Genomic DNA, 14,902 nt, shown 5'->3' on the forward strand with positions numbered 1-14,902 from the left:
TTTTGTTTTTTAAAAATGTTTTAAATAATTCTCTCAGAAAAAACTTAGCAATATTTTTTTCTGGAAATATTTTAGCTCTTTGTATAACGGTTATAATCCAATTTACATTTCCTAAAGTACTCTCTGTCGAAAATTATGGATTATATAAGACGTTTACACTATATTTATCGTTTACAAGTCTACTTCATTTAGGTTTAAAAGATGGTATATACTTAAGGTTATGTGAAGACAAAGTTTTTAATAAAGGTAATAACATTACTTACTTTAGTTTTTTGTTCTTTCAACAGCTTATAATATTGATTATTATGGTAATAATCTCTATTTTTTTTAAAGCACCTTTAAAGCTTGTATTATTATGTTTAGCGTTTACTTCACTATTTTTTATTCTTAATACCTATTACGATTCTTTTTTTCAATCTAAAAAGAATTTTCTGGTAGTAAGTTCTCTAAAAATATTTAAGGAAGCTACCTTTTTATTTATAGTTATCATACTTTTTTTTTTATTAGATAACATTGAAATACAACATATATTATTAGCATTTCTTTCTTCAGTTGCACTTACAACCTTATTTTATAGTTACAAAGCACGTAGTTATGTTGCTATAAAAAGATTAAAAAAGGAAGATTTTCATTCAGTTAAAACAATTTACAATAGAGGTTTTAAACAAATTTTAGGTAATTTTGGTAATCAGATTAATACTAATATTGATAAACTATTTGTTAACTTTTTTTTCACTGTAAAAGAATTTGCATACTACTCATTCGGAGGAATGTTTTTTGTGTTAACTAATACATTTGTAGGCTCTATAGCCACTGTACTACTACCTTATTTAATAGGTGATGAACAAAATAATTTAGAACGCAAATATGAAAAACTCTTAAAGTTTAGTACTATTTTCTCAATAGTTTTATTTTTTTATTTATTATTAATGTTCGTTCTAGTATTTTATTTTTACAAAGAGTATTGTTCTAGTATTATTATTATAGCACTATTTTATGGTGCAATGGTATATAATGTGAAAATTAATGTAATACAGAATAATTATTTAAAAACCATGAAATTGGATAAACAATACATAGTTAACAACTATCTAATACTTGGTTTATTTATTATTTTTATGTCGGTTCTTTTTGTATTTAAAATACCTTTAGTTTGGTACTCTTTAGTCACTTCGATAATTATGTTTTTAAGATATAGACTTAATCATTATTCAATTCAAAAAAATTTTAAAAAGAAAAATATATTTTTATTACATGATGTATTTACAATAGTTTTAGGAGTTATAATTTTTATAATTGCAAAAAACTTTATTTGATGAAAAAGTTATTTATAATAGGCCAGATACCAAAAGAATATGGTGGAAGTTACACTACTGGGGTGGCTAATGTAATTATAGAGTTAGCCGATGTACTGAAAGATGATTTTGATATTTATCTTTATGCTACAAATTATAAGGATACTAAAGTAAAAGAAAACTATGGGTTTAAAATTCTTGGTTATTCCTACACGAAATTTATTAAATTAATAATATTGCAACTAGTAAAAAACCCTTTATTACTAGTTAAGCTGTACAAGGAATTTAATAATGAGTTCGGTATTCCGCCTGTAAAATTTATTTTAAATCATCTTTTATTGAGGTATTATATTGATAAGTTAAAACCTGAAATAATAAATGCACACGGTATTGTATTTTCACCATTATTGAAAAACTTAAAAAATAGCGCAAAAGTGTTTTTTACCTTTCATGGACTTATGTATGATGATGACAATAGTATTAAGGCTAACAAAAAAAGAGGAATAGATGTATATAAACTTTATAACAATGGTGCCAAATATATAGATAACCCTATTTATTTAACTGAAGAAATGAAAATAAAAGGTGAATATGATTTAAAAATTGAATCAAAACAGAGTTATATAATACCTAATGGAGTAAACGTTGCCAAATTTCGTTTTTGTGAAACATCACGTGACGAATTGAGAGTTAAATTTGGCGTTAATGATAATGAATTAATTTTTATTTCTGTAGGCGCACTTACTAATAGAAAAAACCACATTGGATTTATTAAATATCTAATAAAAAATGATTTTAAAGGGCAATATTGGATTATAGGTAAATTTGAAGCTGAACAAACAAAACAACAAATATTGGAGTATCAAAAAAGTATTAAAGATTTTAAAATTAGAATATTTGACTACGTGACTCACGAAACATTATATAAGTATTATTCAGCAGCTGATATTTATGCACACCCGAGTACTTCAGAAGGACAAGCTTTGGTTGTATTTGAATCACTATGTTGTGGTCTTCCTGTTTTAGTTAATGAGGAAATAAAAGGTACAGTTAGTGTTGGTGAAAATTACACTAAAAGTGTGATATTTATAAATTTGAAAGAACAAAGAATTTTACCAGAATTTAATATAGATAGAGAAAAATTATCATTAAAATGTAAAACTGATTTTAATTGGAATGAAATAGGTAATCTTTATAAAAACGTATTTACAAATGAATAGTTTAAAAAAACTAATAAAAAAAATTATTCAAATTATTTTTACTTTCTACGCTAAAAGTAAATGCGGACAATACGTGAGTTTTAAGGCTTTTGGGTACACTAGCTTAACGCGCAATACATTTTTAGGTAAAAACGTTAACTTTAATGGGTTTAAAGTTTTAGGCAAGGGTAAAGTTTCAATTGCAGATAATTTTCATTCAGGAAAAAATTGTTCTGTAATAACACAAGTACATAATTATAAAGGTACTAAACTACCTTATGATAATACATATATAATTAAGGATACAATAATAGAGGAAAATGTATGGTTGGGTAATAATGTAACAATTCTAGGCGGTGTAACACTTGGAGAAGGCGCAATTGTTCAAGCAGGAAGTGTAGTTGTTAAAAATGTAGAGCCTTTAGCAATAGTTGGTGGACATCCAGCAAATGCATTTGGAAAAAGAGACGAAAAGCATTATTACCGATTAAAAAAAGAGAAAAAATTTCATTAACTATTAAACAACGACATATTAATGTTTGTAAAGTTTTATAAAAAAGAGTTGTCTGTTTATTTTTTAATAATAATTATACTATTAATATTTAGTGATAACCCTACAATAATTTCAATAAATTATATTACTTGTGTTGTTTTTACAGCATTATTTATGATAAAAAAAAAGAAAATACATGTATTTTCTTTTGTCTTTATTTGTTTTTTCTTGTTTAGTATCTATAATATCATTCCTTCTTTAAATTTTTTACTTTTTGGTAAGCCTATTTTTTTAACATACGGCACAGAAAAATATTACGTAGATCCAAACTACATATATTTGGCTAAGTATATGTGTTATAGTACAGTTGGGACAATATTTTTTGGTTTGTTTTCCAAAAAACCTAAAAGCAGTATTATTGGTTTTGATATTAGTTTTAAATTGTCTTTTTTATTATTTATTACGGGTATATTAATATTAGCAATTCAGTTTTACCTAACAGGAGCCTACCAATTTATTAGCGTTAATCATGGTTTAATTAGAGAAAAATTATTTTCGCAACCACCATTTTATTCGTATTTCATTATAATTGGTAGTTATTTCTCTGCAAAACGTATTTCTCAAAAAAAAGTAGCTAAGCTATATTGGGTTGTTTTTGCGATAATGTTTTTTTCATATGTCTTTTTTTGGGTTAAAATAGGAATAAGAGGAACAGGGCTTTATACCTTATTTATTGGTTGTATTGGTTTTTTTAGATTAAACCAAGTGAAAGTTAATACCAAATTTTTCAAGAAAAAGTATATCTTTTATTTATTAATTATTTTGGTTGGTGTTACCTATATGTCTTTAAGAACGAGAGTTTACGATAAAACTACAGGTAAATTAAAGGAAAACCCAACATTTGGTGATGTTGTTGAACTATTAAAAAAAAGACCAGATTTTTTAAATCCAGGTACTTTAGAATATGGTGCTAGTTATAAGAATTTTGCAATAATGACGCATAATAATTTTCAGCAAGATTATCCTTTTCAAATTTATTTACAAAGTTTATCTTATCTTGGAAAACCTATATTAAAATATATTATAGATTACGATCAAAGTATATTTTACAGGTATAGAGATGAATTTTTTAAAGAGCGAAAAAAGAAAATGGGAAGTAGTGGAGGTACAGGGTTTTCTTTACAATACGAATTTGCTATGCAAGGAGCAGTTATTATGTGTTTTCTTTATTTGTTTTTTGTGGTTTTTATAAATAAAGTTTCAAGTCTTAGCTCAAATAAAGGGGGGCATTGGGAGTTTTACTTAATTTTGATTTTCCCAACACTAATAACTCTATCTAGAAGTTCTCTTCCAGTAAACTACTTTGTTACAAAACTAGCGTACAGTTATTTTTTTTATATAGTCTTTAGATTAATAGGTGTTAAAAATAATTATGAAAAGCTATATAAATAGAATATTTTTTTTTTTAACATGCGCATTATCCATAATAATAGCGTTACCTATTAAAGAGAATATCTCTTCAATAGTTTCTATACTCTTATTTGCATGTGTTTTACTAGATGTTATATGTTTTAAAAACCGATCTTTTTTTCAAAAACAAGACTATAAATTAATTTGTATTTGGATATATATATTATTTTTAATTGGAATGATTTATACAAATAATTTTGATGAAGGTATTACGCAACTAGAAAGAAAAGTAGCGTTTTTAGCTTTTCCAATTATATACTCTACAAAACGTTTACTATCAATTCAAGTTAAATATTTACTATGGTGTTTTATTTTCGGAGTTCTAATATACATATGTATTAATTGGTATGTAATTTATGAAACTTATGATAATGATTTAGTTTTAAGAAATAGATTTGGTTACAATTTTACATTGCATAGTTATTTTAGAAAATCTAAGTTTTACATACACCATACTTATTTAGGTATGTATTTAACATTTGCTATTGTATGTTGTTTTTACTTTTTAAAGATTTATAATCAAATTTTTATTAAGGCCTTGTTACTATTTATATTGATTGTTTTTATTATAAACTTCCCTTTATTAGCTTCTAAAATATCATTATTTGTGCTATTTTTTTCGTTAATGTCTTTCACATTATTTAACAATAAATTTCATAAAAAAACACTTAGTACATTATTTTTATTTTCGTTAGTACTAGTTTTTATTGGCTTTATAATATTTAATGATTGGGTAAAGATTTTATTTGAACGATCTATTGGAGAACGTTTATATTTATGGAGTATAGCGATTGAAGAAATAAAAAACAATTATATAATTGGTGTAGGAACAGGGGATGTTTTAGATACTCTGAATGAGACTTACAGTATGGAATATAAAGATTACTACCCTCATAATTCCTCATTTGTTTTTTTTCTTAGATTTGGTGTCATTGGTTTATTTACATTAATTGCTTTTTATTTTATTCTTATAAAAAAAGCAATAAAACATGATAATTCATTGCTATTTACATTTACTCTTATAGTTTTTATATCGTCTCTTACAGAACACATTTATGAGCGTCACATAGGAATATTATTTATAATATTCTTCTTTTCTATACTATATAACTATCTAGATGAAACAGATACTATATAGCCTTGTAATAATAGCTATCATTGCTGTTTTTAGTTTAGGTAAACTTACAAATGATATTACGATACCTTTTTTTCCTATTCTTTTTCTTGTTTTAGGTTTATTTTTATTTAAGAAACTAGAATCCCATTTATTTTGTTTGAGTATTTCTATAAATTTGATAATAGCATCAATATTTTGTCTAGAAAATTATTACAATTATGGTTTACTTTATAGAATGGGTTCAGATGCTGAAAATTTTTACATTTATACTCTTGAACTTTCTAAACTGAACATTAAACATATTTTAGGTTTTGAAAGAATGGAATTGTATTATCTTATTAATACTTCCATATATCATTTATTGAGTTTTGTAGGTATAAAATCCATTTCTTTTTTTCACACTTTATCACTTAATATTTTTTTGGGAGCACTAATACCTATAATTACTTATAGGGTAGGTAATTTATTGTCATTTAAAGAGAATTATGTAAAAAAAGCAGCAATTATAACAGCTTTTTTTCCATTAATTAATTATTTCAGTGCTGTCGGATATAGAGATGTTTGGATAAACCTCATTTTTATGATATTTATGTATCAATATTATTCTTTTAAAAAGGGCAATAAAAAAGCTCTAATTTTTTTGATATTAATACTAGTAATAACTTTTGGGATTAGAGGGCACAATGTTTTATTTTTTTTAATTCTTCCTCTAATTGATCAATTAATTATCATATCTAATGTAAAGCATAGAAATATATTTTTAATTGCATTTGTAGTGGTATTTATAGTTTTATTTTTTTTCCTTAAAAAGCAATTTTTTCATTTTTATAGTTTTTATGATACATATTTAATAAAATCAAACTCAACAAATTCTATTGGTGTTTATCTTAGTAAAGAATCAGGTATAATGGGTAAATTACTTTACGTCTTTCAATATATAATAGGTCCATTCCCTCCAAGATTTATGAAAGAAATTTCTATTTCAGCCGTTTATTTAAGTATTGGAAATATTTTTGGTTTTTTAATTATGCCTTTATATTTTTATTTAGTTTTGAAGACTCAAAAATATCAAACCTTAATTGCAAAATATACACTTTATGTTTTAGTAACAGGGTTTTTAATAGCAATTATTACAACACATTTAAGACATAAAATATACTTGTATCCTTTAATTATACTTTTCACAGTCAATTTAATTGATAAATTAGATTTTAGGAAGATTAAAAAATTCATTAAGTACGAATTAATTGTATATTTTATTCTTTTTTTAACCTACTGCTACCTAAAATATTATTAATAAATGAACTTAAAAGAGTTATCAAATTTTTACTTAAAATGGGAAAATGAAAATGATTTATACAATTATAAAATTAATAATTTCCCCATATATGTTTTTTTTAGAATGCAATTTTATCATTGTTTCTTGTTTGGTAATGATGTTGTTGAAGAGCTTTCAAAAGAGGGATTGGGGTCTGTAAAAAAAGTGAACAAAAAAAAAGTTTTAATAAATTCTTTATTATTTTTTTTTAATCTAAAAAAGTTAAAAAAAAATAATTTGATAATATCTAATACTTCCAATAGAAAAAATGTTAATGGCTACTATAAAGATATTATGTTTGATAATATTTGTGATTTTAAATTGAAAGATTACGCTATTCTTGAATTTCCTCAACTTGGTACTTATCATTATAATCAATCTTACAAAAAAGAGAATATTGTTTATGGTGATTTTTTATACCTTGCCGAACGTTTTGTAAAACCTAAAATTAATTTAAAAGATGCAGAAGTTATAATTGAAATAATTATAGATAATTTTGCCTTATTTTGGGAAAAATACCACTCTAGAAAATTTGATAAAAGTTTATTAAAAACAGAATTATTATTAAAACTCAAAAGAAATATTTCTAGAATTCCCATTTACAAAAAATTATTAGCATACGTAAAACCCAAAGCTATTTATTTAAAAGCTGGTTACGCTCCTCAATCTCAAATAATAACTCAAATCTCTAAAGAATTGAATATAGATATTGTAGAAGTGCAGCATGGGCATATATATTCATTGCACGGTGGTTACACTTTACCAAAAGAAAAAAACAAAGGGTTTTTTCCTAATTATTTGGCTGTATGGTCTAATTACTATAAAAATATTGTTATAAACAATGGATGGGATAAAAATAGTGTTAAGGTTTTTGGTGACTTCACTCAAATTAAAGATATTAATGATATTGATGTTTTTAAAACATTAAAGCCTAAAGATGTTTTAAAAAAAATTGTTAATAATCATAAATACATTGTTACTGTAGTATGTCAACATTCTATAGAAGGCGTTTTTAGCAATTTTTTAAAACAAATTAAAACAATAGAAAAACGGAATATAGGAGTTATATTAAAATTACACCCTAGATTACAAGAAAAACAAACGCTTTTTTTTAAACATATTTTAAAAGACTTTGATAATATATATGTTATAGGTAATACAGATATAAAAGAATGTTTTAATGTAAGCAACCTTGTAGTTGGAGTATATTCTACAGCATTAATAGAGGCACTAGAATATGGATTACCCGTGCACTTAATTGATTGTAAAGAATCTCAATTTTTAGACGATTTATTAAAATTGAACTTAGTCAGGTTATCAGGGGGCATTGATGAATCCTATAAAATATTAAGCGAAGATAATCATAACCTAAGGACGTGTGTTTTTAGAGAAAAATTTAATTTTTTTTAATATCATCATCTAAATGAATAATAAAAATAAGGTTTCAATAATTACAGCAGTTTATAATGCAAGTGAACATTTACAGGACTGTATAAATTCTGTATTGAATCAAACATATCAAAATTGGGAGCATATTTTAGTTGATGATTGCTCTAGCGATAACTCAATACAAGTCATAAAAGAATATATTAACAAAGATTCCAGAATTAAGCTAATAACTCAAAGTTTAAATAAGGGTGCTGGACATGCAAGAAACAAGGCAATTAAAGCATCCTCGGGTAGATTTATAGCCTTTTTAGATTGTGATGATTATTGGAGTACAGAAAAACTAACAAAGCAAATTGATAGTATGATAAAGTACAATTACCCTTTCTCATGTGCTCATTATTATGAATTTGAGGATACTAATGGTAATATTGATACACTAGTTAAATGTCCGAAAAAAATAACATATAATATGCTTTTAAAAAACGGAGGTTATGTAGGTTGTTTAACTGTAGTTTATGATACTAAAAGGTTTGGTAAAAGATATATGCCTGAAATTAGAAAAAGACAAGATTGGGCTTTATGGCTAAAAATGTTAAAAGAAATTGATTTTGCTTACGGTATTCAAGAGCCATTAGCCTATTACCGTAGAGGCAATGCTTCTTTAAGTAAAAATAAAATAAAACTTATAAAGCATAATTTTAATGTATATAAAAACGAATTAAATATGTCTTATCTAGAATCTACATATAGAATGACAATGTTTCTTTACTATCATTTTTTCTTAAAACCATTCTCAAGGAAGAAATTATAATTAACTCTGTTTAGTACTTATTTTATATATATTTGTAGATATACAATCATTTTAAAATAATTACAATTGCAAATCTATTATGCAATCTTTTTCTTTATCGGAGGCTACCTAATTACTTATCTAACTATACCAAAAATTATTAAGTTAGTAGAGTATAAAAATTTAATGGATAGCCCTAATAGTAGAAGTTCTCATTTAAAACTAACACCTACTTTGGGAGGTGTTGCGTTTTTTTACACCCTTATATTTGCATTATTTTTTCTAAGAAATTGGGCAGAATATAACGAGGCAATTTTTTTAATACCTGGTTTAACCATATTATTTATAGTTGGTTTAAAAGATGATTTGGTAGTTCTTTCGCCATATTCTAAACTAGCAGCTCAAATAATATCAGTAGTTTTCATATTAAATAATGAGGCCTTTATGGTTAATTCCCTACATGGTTTTTTAGGTATTCATGATGTACCCATCTTTGCATCCTATTTTATAGGAGGATTTATTATGGTTACCATTATAAATGCATATAATTTAATTGATGGTATTGATGGTTTAGCAGCTATTGTTGGAATTGTAATTTTAATCATCTACTCTACAATTTTTTACATGACTAAAGATTATTTTTATTTACTACTTAGTTTAACGTTAAATGGGTGTTTAATAGCTTTTTTAAAGTATAACTTATCATCATCCGAAGAAAAGATATTTATGGGAGATACAGGCTCTCTTATCGTTGGGTTTATAGTAAGTATTTTAACTATGAAGTTCTTAGCACTTCCCTCTACGAATCTTGAAGAACTTCCTTTTTTAATAGAAAACATTCCTTTGATAGCCATAGGTATTTTAATAGTACCTTTGTTTGATACTGCAAGAGTTTTTACTATTCGGTTAGCCAATAGGAGAAGTCCTTTTTCGGCAGATAGAAATCATACTCATCATATTCTAATTGATTATTTTAATATATCTCATAAAAAGGCTAGCCTTTTTATTGGAGCCTTCAATCTTGTTTTTGTTTACTTAGTCATTATTTTGGGTAGTACGTCCTACAACTTCTGGTTGGTTACTGTTATAGTATTTACAGTTATAATTTTGGGTTATTTTTTTTACAGATATAATTATAGTTTTTCTAATTTAAAACGAAAAATTAAAATTAAACGAAAGATTGACGATGTAAAAAATAAAGGAAAAAATATGCTAAATACTAAAGATAAAGAATCGTAATATTTTGAAAAAAATTTTAATTACTGGTGCTGCTGGGTTTTTAGGGTCTCACTTATGCGATCGTTTTGTAAATGAAGGCTATTATGTTATCGGTATGGATAACTTTATAACCGGTGAAAAAAAGAATATAGAGCACCTTATAGGCCTTAATAATTTTGAGTTTGTTGCACACGACGTAACTAACTTTATCGAGATAAAAGGAGATTTGCACTATATTCTTCATTTTGCCTCTCCAGCTAGTCCTATAGATTATCTAAAAATCCCAATTCAAACCCTAAAAGTAGGCTCATTAGGCACGCATAATTTGTTGGGTTTAGCAAGAGCCAAAAAGTCAAGAATTTTAATTGCATCTACTTCAGAAATTTATGGCGACCCTTTAGTACACCCTCAATCTGAGGATTATTATGGCAATGTTAATACTATTGGCCCTAGAGGTGTGTATGACGAAGCTAAACGTTTCCAAGAGTCTTTAACTATGGCATATCACAGATTCCATGGTATAGACACTCGTATTGTTCGTATTTTTAATACTTACGGGCCAAGAATGAGATTAAATGATGGTAGAGTAATTCCCGCTTTTATGGGGCAGGCACTTAGAGGTGAGGATTTAACAGTATTTGGTGATGGTTCTCAAACTCGATCGTTTTGTTATGTAGACGATCAAGTTGAAGGTATATTCAGATTATTACATAGCGATTACACATATCCCGTTAATATTGGAAATCCTCACGAAATAACAATTAGAGACTTTGCTGATGAAATAATAAAATTAACTGGAACACATCAAAAAGTAATTTATAAAGATTTACCAACTAACGATCCTCTACAGAGACAACCCGATATTTCATTAGCAAAAAAAATAATAAATTGGGAGCCAAAAGTGAATAGAAAAGAAGGAATGAAGATAACTTTTAACTATTTTAAAAACTTAAGTAAAGAAGAGTTATACAAAAGTGAGCACAAAAACTTTTCCGATTTCAATAATAAATAGTTATGGAATATGTTCGCGGGAGATATTCATGGGTATTAAGGCCACTGCTAATAGTATATGATTTAGCAATAATAAACTTATTTTCTCATTATTTTCTTGACTTTAATTATAGTAAATTATATTTTTTCTCCTTCGCTCCTTTAAACAACAAATACCTTCTTTATTTTCTATACTCCTTAATTTTTTGGTCGTTATCTACCTATTTTGTTAAGTTTTACAAGGTTTACAGGTATTCCTCTCCTCTATTTGTCTTATCGTTATTAATAAAACAATTTTTTGTTTACTCAATAATTACATTTGCTTTTACAGGCGTTTTTAGAAGTATAGATTTAAATGCCTTTATAATATTAAAATATTTACTGTATTCCTTTTGTGCTATTGCATCGGTTAAATTTTTAAGTTATTATAGTTTAAAGATTTTTAGAACTGTTTTAAAAGGGAATTTAAGACATGTTTTAGTGATAGGTAGTGGTGAAAGGGCAAATGAGCTTAAAGACGTTTTTACTAAAAAAAAGGAATTAGGGTATACTATAAAAGGGATATATAATGATTTTGAAGATGATTTAAATAGGTCTGGAAGTATTGAAGATTGCTATAAATTTTTAGAACAAAATTCTAATATAGATGAGATGTATTGTGCTATTGATGAACTAAGCGAAGAACAAGTTACTAAATTTATACAATATGCCGAAAAAAATAAAAGTAATATAAAGTTTATTCCAAGTAGGGATAAAATTTTAACAAAGCGTTTAAAAACAGATTATTACAATTATATTCCAGTACTATCATTGCCACAAGTGGCTTTAAATGATAATTTTAATAGATTTTTAAAAAGGACTTTCGATGTTGTTTTTTCGCTATTTGTGGTAGTTTTTATAATGTCTTGGTTAAATATTATTTTATTCATTTTAATCAAACTAGAATCTAAAGGCCCTTTGTTTTATAGACATAAAAGAAACGGTATAAATTATAAAGAGTTTTATTGTTTTAAATACAGATCTCTTAAAACAACACGAGAGCATAAAGGAACTTATGTGAAGATGGAAGACGAACGTCTAACTAAAGTTGGTGAGTTTATGAGAAGAACTAGTATAGATGAATTGCCGCAATTTATAAACGTACTTAAAGGAGAAATGAGTGTGGTAGGCCCTAGACCGCATATGCTCTCTTACACCGAAGCGTATTCAAAAATAGTGGATAAGTATAATTTTATGTTTAGGCACAATGTAAAACCGGGTATTACAGGGTTAGCTCAAGTAAGTGGATTTAGAGGAGAAATAGAATCTGATTTTGATATTATAAATAGAATAAAATATGATAATTTTTATATTGAAAACTGGTCACTTTTATTAGATATTAAAATTATTATATTAACTACAATTAATATTTTGAAAGGAGAAGACAAGGCTTATTAAATGAATGCTAATTACAAAGTTTCTATAATTACCGCAACATACAATTCTAGAGATTATATTAACGATACTATACAGAGCGTTTTAAAACAAACCTACACAAATTGGGAACTGCTAATTATTGATGATGCTTCTAAAGATAATACCTTCTCAATTATTAATGAGTACGCTTCTAATTTTTCAAATATCAAAGTTTTTGAAAATAAAATTAACCAAGGTGCTGCAATAACCAGAAACAAAGGCATTAAAGAAGCCTCTGGTAGCTTTGTGGCTTTTTTGGATGCAGATGACCTATGGAAGCCAAAAAAGCTAGAAAAACAACTTAAATTTATGCTAGATCATAATGCTGAGGTTAGTTTTTCAAGTTATGATTTGATGGATGAAGATAGTAGTCTTTTAAATAAAACAGTTAAAGCATTACCCGTATTAACCTATAAAAAATTTTTAAAGTGTAATTACATTGGTAATCTCTCTGGGATGTACAGTGTTAAAGCTTTAGGGAAAATATACGCACCAAATTTACGTAAACGACAAGATTGGTTATTATGGTTAAGCGCAGTAAATAAAAGCAATAAACCAGCTTTAGGTATAGAAGAGTCTTTAGCAATTTATAGAGTAAGAAAAGATTCAGTTTCCTCAAAAAAACTCAATCTATTAAAATATAATTATTTGGTGTATAAACAAGGCTTAGGTTTTTCTACTTTAAAATCATTGTATTACTTAATTGTATTTTTATTCGAATATTTTATTGTAAAATCTAAGCAAACTGTTACTTCACAAAAGATATAAACTGTTTTAGTTTCCCACCTTTTGTGCGTTTTATTTTATTTTTTCTTTCAAAATGTATCGTTAGTCCAGGCTCCAGATACGCTTCTATTGCTTTACAAATAGCTTTTATTTTAAATTCAGTAATAGGTGTTTTACTTGTGTAAATAATTTTAAAAGTATCTAATGTTTGCTGCTCAATAATAAACTCTTTTACATTCACATCATCTTCAATAACTGTTTTTGTAATGTAGTAAAAAGTTAAACCTGCTGCCTTTTTTCCGCTAGGTAAAATTGCTATATCGCTGGTTCGTCCAACAACATGTTTTAATATAGGTTTTTGTGGGGTACTATTTTTATTAAGTGTTCCAATATCTCCCAAATCGTATCTAATAAAGGGATGCGCTAAATTATAAAGCGAGGTAACAACTATTCTACCTTCATTACCATAAGGTAGCGGGTTATCATTTTCATCTAAAATTTCAACAAATAAATCTTCTGTATTTACTAACCATTCATTTTTAGAATTATTAAACGCAATTAAACTTAATTCTGCTGAACCAAACTCGTTTGCTATAGGAACTCCTAAATACTTTTCTAATAGTAGTTTATCATCTTCAAAAAGCATTTCTGCGGTAACAATACAAACTTTAAGTGTAGGACAAATAGTTTTTAAAATAATCTCTTTTTTTTCTAAAAATTTTGCTAGTTGTACAATAGCACTTGTATACCCATTTATATATTCAAAAGGTGTAGATTTAAATTTTTTAAGGTTCCATTCTAATTGCGTATCACTCAAATCAAAAACAGAAAACCTAAACCTATTACCTAAAATGTCTTTAAAACGTTCTTTATAATAGCCAATACCACTTAAGGGTATACCATAAAATCGAGCTTGTTTTGAGGTTGAAGCATCTATACCATACCAACCATACCTGTCTATAAAATTTGCCCAAGACATAGCATGTGTATACTTGTCTTTTGCAAAAATTAGCGGTGTTCCAGAAGAGCCTGATGTTTTATGAATATGGCAGTTTTTACGTGTAAACCCGTTTGAAAGTCTATCTTCTAAAGGAATTTGTAAATCCCCTTTTTTAAGTACTGGAAGATTATTCCAGTTACTTGTATCAATATTTTTGGTGATTTTTTTATAGAAGGTGTTATATTTTAAATGATGTGCAACAATGTCTTGCTTTCTAGAAGTAAGATAGGTGTTGTATTCTACACTAGTTTTAGATTGAATTTTAGCTAAATCTCGTATAGCTCTCTCTATTGGAAAGCCCTTTAATTTTAATGTTAGATTAAATAAATTCACTTTAAAATGATGTTGATGTAAAGTAAATAAAAAATATTCGTGTATTCGAGGCATTAATTTTATTTTTGCGGAAACTTTAGGAATTTTTTTTAATATAAGTTAATAAAAA

General features: G+C 26.2%; 13 protein-coding genes. 12 read left to right on the forward strand and 1 reads right to left on the reverse strand.

All coding sequences use genetic code 11. From position 1 onward, the window contains the following. Nucleotides 1-2: 2 nt before the first annotated feature. The 12 genes from ACKGJY_RS10930 to ACKGJY_RS10985 all read left to right on the forward strand — a co-directional run bounded on the left by ACKGJY_RS10930 (nt 3) and on the right by ACKGJY_RS10985 (nt 13,502). On the forward strand, nt 3-1,316 hold the full coding sequence (locus ACKGJY_RS10930) for a lipopolysaccharide biosynthesis protein (RefSeq protein ID WP_413973926.1): 1,314 nt from the start codon (nt 3-5) through the stop codon (nt 1,314-1,316). Next, complete coding sequence (locus ACKGJY_RS10935; protein ID WP_413973927.1) at nt 1,316-2,515, forward strand: glycosyltransferase family 4 protein; 1,200 nt, start codon at nt 1,316-1,318, stop codon at nt 2,513-2,515. Before ACKGJY_RS10930 ends, ACKGJY_RS10935 begins: the two co-directional genes overlap by 1 nt. Further along, the gene (locus ACKGJY_RS10940) at nt 2,508-3,008 is read left to right on the forward strand and encodes an acyltransferase (RefSeq protein WP_413973928.1); all 501 of its coding nucleotides are present in this window, start codon (nt 2,508-2,510) and stop codon (nt 3,006-3,008) included. The genes ACKGJY_RS10935 and ACKGJY_RS10940 overlap by 8 nt, the downstream gene beginning before the upstream one ends. 153 nt (nt 3,009-3,161) lie before the next feature. Further along, nucleotides 3,162-4,439 (forward strand): hypothetical protein, encoded by a 1,278-nt coding sequence (locus tag ACKGJY_RS10945; RefSeq protein ID WP_413973929.1) that lies wholly within the window; start codon nt 3,162-3,164, stop codon nt 4,437-4,439. Between the two features lie 196 nt (nt 4,440-4,635). After that, on the forward strand, nt 4,636-5,595 hold the full coding sequence (locus ACKGJY_RS10950) for an O-antigen ligase family protein (protein WP_413973930.1): 960 nt from the start codon (nt 4,636-4,638) through the stop codon (nt 5,593-5,595). Next, entirely contained in the window at nt 5,576-6,871 is a 1,296-nt protein-coding gene (locus ACKGJY_RS10955) for a hypothetical protein (RefSeq protein ID WP_413973931.1), read from the forward strand. Before ACKGJY_RS10950 ends, ACKGJY_RS10955 begins: the two co-directional genes overlap by 20 nt. 3 nt (nt 6,872-6,874) lie before the next feature. Beyond that, nucleotides 6,875-8,302 carry a hypothetical protein gene (locus tag ACKGJY_RS10960; protein WP_413973932.1) on the forward strand — a complete coding sequence of 476 codons (1,428 nt, stop codon included), beginning with the start codon at nt 6,875-6,877 and terminating at the stop codon, nt 8,300-8,302. A 13-nt stretch (nt 8,303-8,315) separates the two neighbouring features. Further along, entirely contained in the window at nt 8,316-9,092 is a 777-nt protein-coding gene (locus ACKGJY_RS10965; protein ID WP_413973933.1) for a glycosyltransferase family 2 protein, read from the forward strand. Nucleotides 9,093-9,257: 165 nt separating this feature from the next. Continuing rightward, nucleotides 9,258-10,310, forward strand: a complete 1,053-nt coding sequence (locus tag ACKGJY_RS10970; protein ID WP_413973934.1) for an MraY family glycosyltransferase — start codon at nt 9,258-9,260, stop codon at nt 10,308-10,310. A gap of 4 nt (nt 10,311-10,314) precedes the next feature. After that, nucleotides 10,315-11,301 (forward strand): UDP-glucuronic acid decarboxylase family protein, encoded by a 987-nt coding sequence (locus tag ACKGJY_RS10975; RefSeq protein ID WP_413973935.1) that lies wholly within the window; start codon nt 10,315-10,317, stop codon nt 11,299-11,301. Nucleotides 11,302-11,303: 2 nt separating this feature from the next. Beyond that, the gene (locus tag ACKGJY_RS10980) at nt 11,304-12,716 is read left to right on the forward strand and encodes an exopolysaccharide biosynthesis polyprenyl glycosylphosphotransferase (protein ID WP_413973936.1); all 1,413 of its coding nucleotides are present in this window, start codon (nt 11,304-11,306) and stop codon (nt 12,714-12,716) included. Then, complete coding sequence (locus tag ACKGJY_RS10985; RefSeq protein ID WP_413973937.1) at nt 12,717-13,502, forward strand: glycosyltransferase family 2 protein; 786 nt, start codon at nt 12,717-12,719, stop codon at nt 13,500-13,502. On the opposite strand, the gene ACKGJY_RS10990 is transcribed toward ACKGJY_RS10985, so the two are convergent. After that, a complete protein-coding gene (locus tag ACKGJY_RS10990) occupies nt 13,483-14,847 on the reverse strand; it encodes a phenylacetate--CoA ligase family protein (RefSeq protein ID WP_413973938.1) in 1,365 nt (454 codons plus the stop codon). The genes ACKGJY_RS10985 and ACKGJY_RS10990 overlap by 20 nt on opposite strands. Nucleotides 14,848-14,902 lie beyond the last annotated feature (55 nt).

The sequence above is a fragment of the Hyunsoonleella sp. 2307UL5-6 genome (assembly GCF_047345485.1).
Lineage (GTDB): Bacteria > Bacteroidota > Bacteroidia > Flavobacteriales > Flavobacteriaceae > Jejuia.

Coding starts and splice junctions, on each gene's coding strand:
- ACKGJY_RS10935 (WP_413973927.1), top strand. CDS start 1,316: ATGAAAAAGTTATTTATAATAGGCCAGATACCAAAAGAATATGGTGGA.
- ACKGJY_RS10940 (WP_413973928.1), top strand. CDS start 2,508: ATGAATAGTTTAAAAAAACTAATAAAAAAAATTATTCAAATTATTTTT.
- ACKGJY_RS10945 (WP_413973929.1), top strand. CDS start 3,162: ATGATAAAAAAAAAGAAAATACATGTATTTTCTTTTGTCTTTATTTGT.
- ACKGJY_RS10950 (WP_413973930.1), top strand. CDS start 4,636: ATGATTTATACAAATAATTTTGATGAAGGTATTACGCAACTAGAAAGA.
- ACKGJY_RS10955 (WP_413973931.1), top strand. CDS start 5,576: ATGAAACAGATACTATATAGCCTTGTAATAATAGCTATCATTGCTGTT.
- ACKGJY_RS10960 (WP_413973932.1), top strand. CDS start 6,875: ATGAACTTAAAAGAGTTATCAAATTTTTACTTAAAATGGGAAAATGAA.
- ACKGJY_RS10965 (WP_413973933.1), top strand. CDS start 8,316: ATGAATAATAAAAATAAGGTTTCAATAATTACAGCAGTTTATAATGCA.
- ACKGJY_RS10970 (WP_413973934.1), top strand. CDS start 9,258: ATGGATAGCCCTAATAGTAGAAGTTCTCATTTAAAACTAACACCTACT.
- ACKGJY_RS10980 (WP_413973936.1), top strand. CDS start 11,304: ATGGAATATGTTCGCGGGAGATATTCATGGGTATTAAGGCCACTGCTA.
- ACKGJY_RS10985 (WP_413973937.1), top strand. CDS start 12,717: ATGAATGCTAATTACAAAGTTTCTATAATTACCGCAACATACAATTCT.
- ACKGJY_RS10990 (WP_413973938.1), bottom strand. CDS start 14,847: ATGCCTCGAATACACGAATATTTTTTATTTACTTTACATCAACATCAT.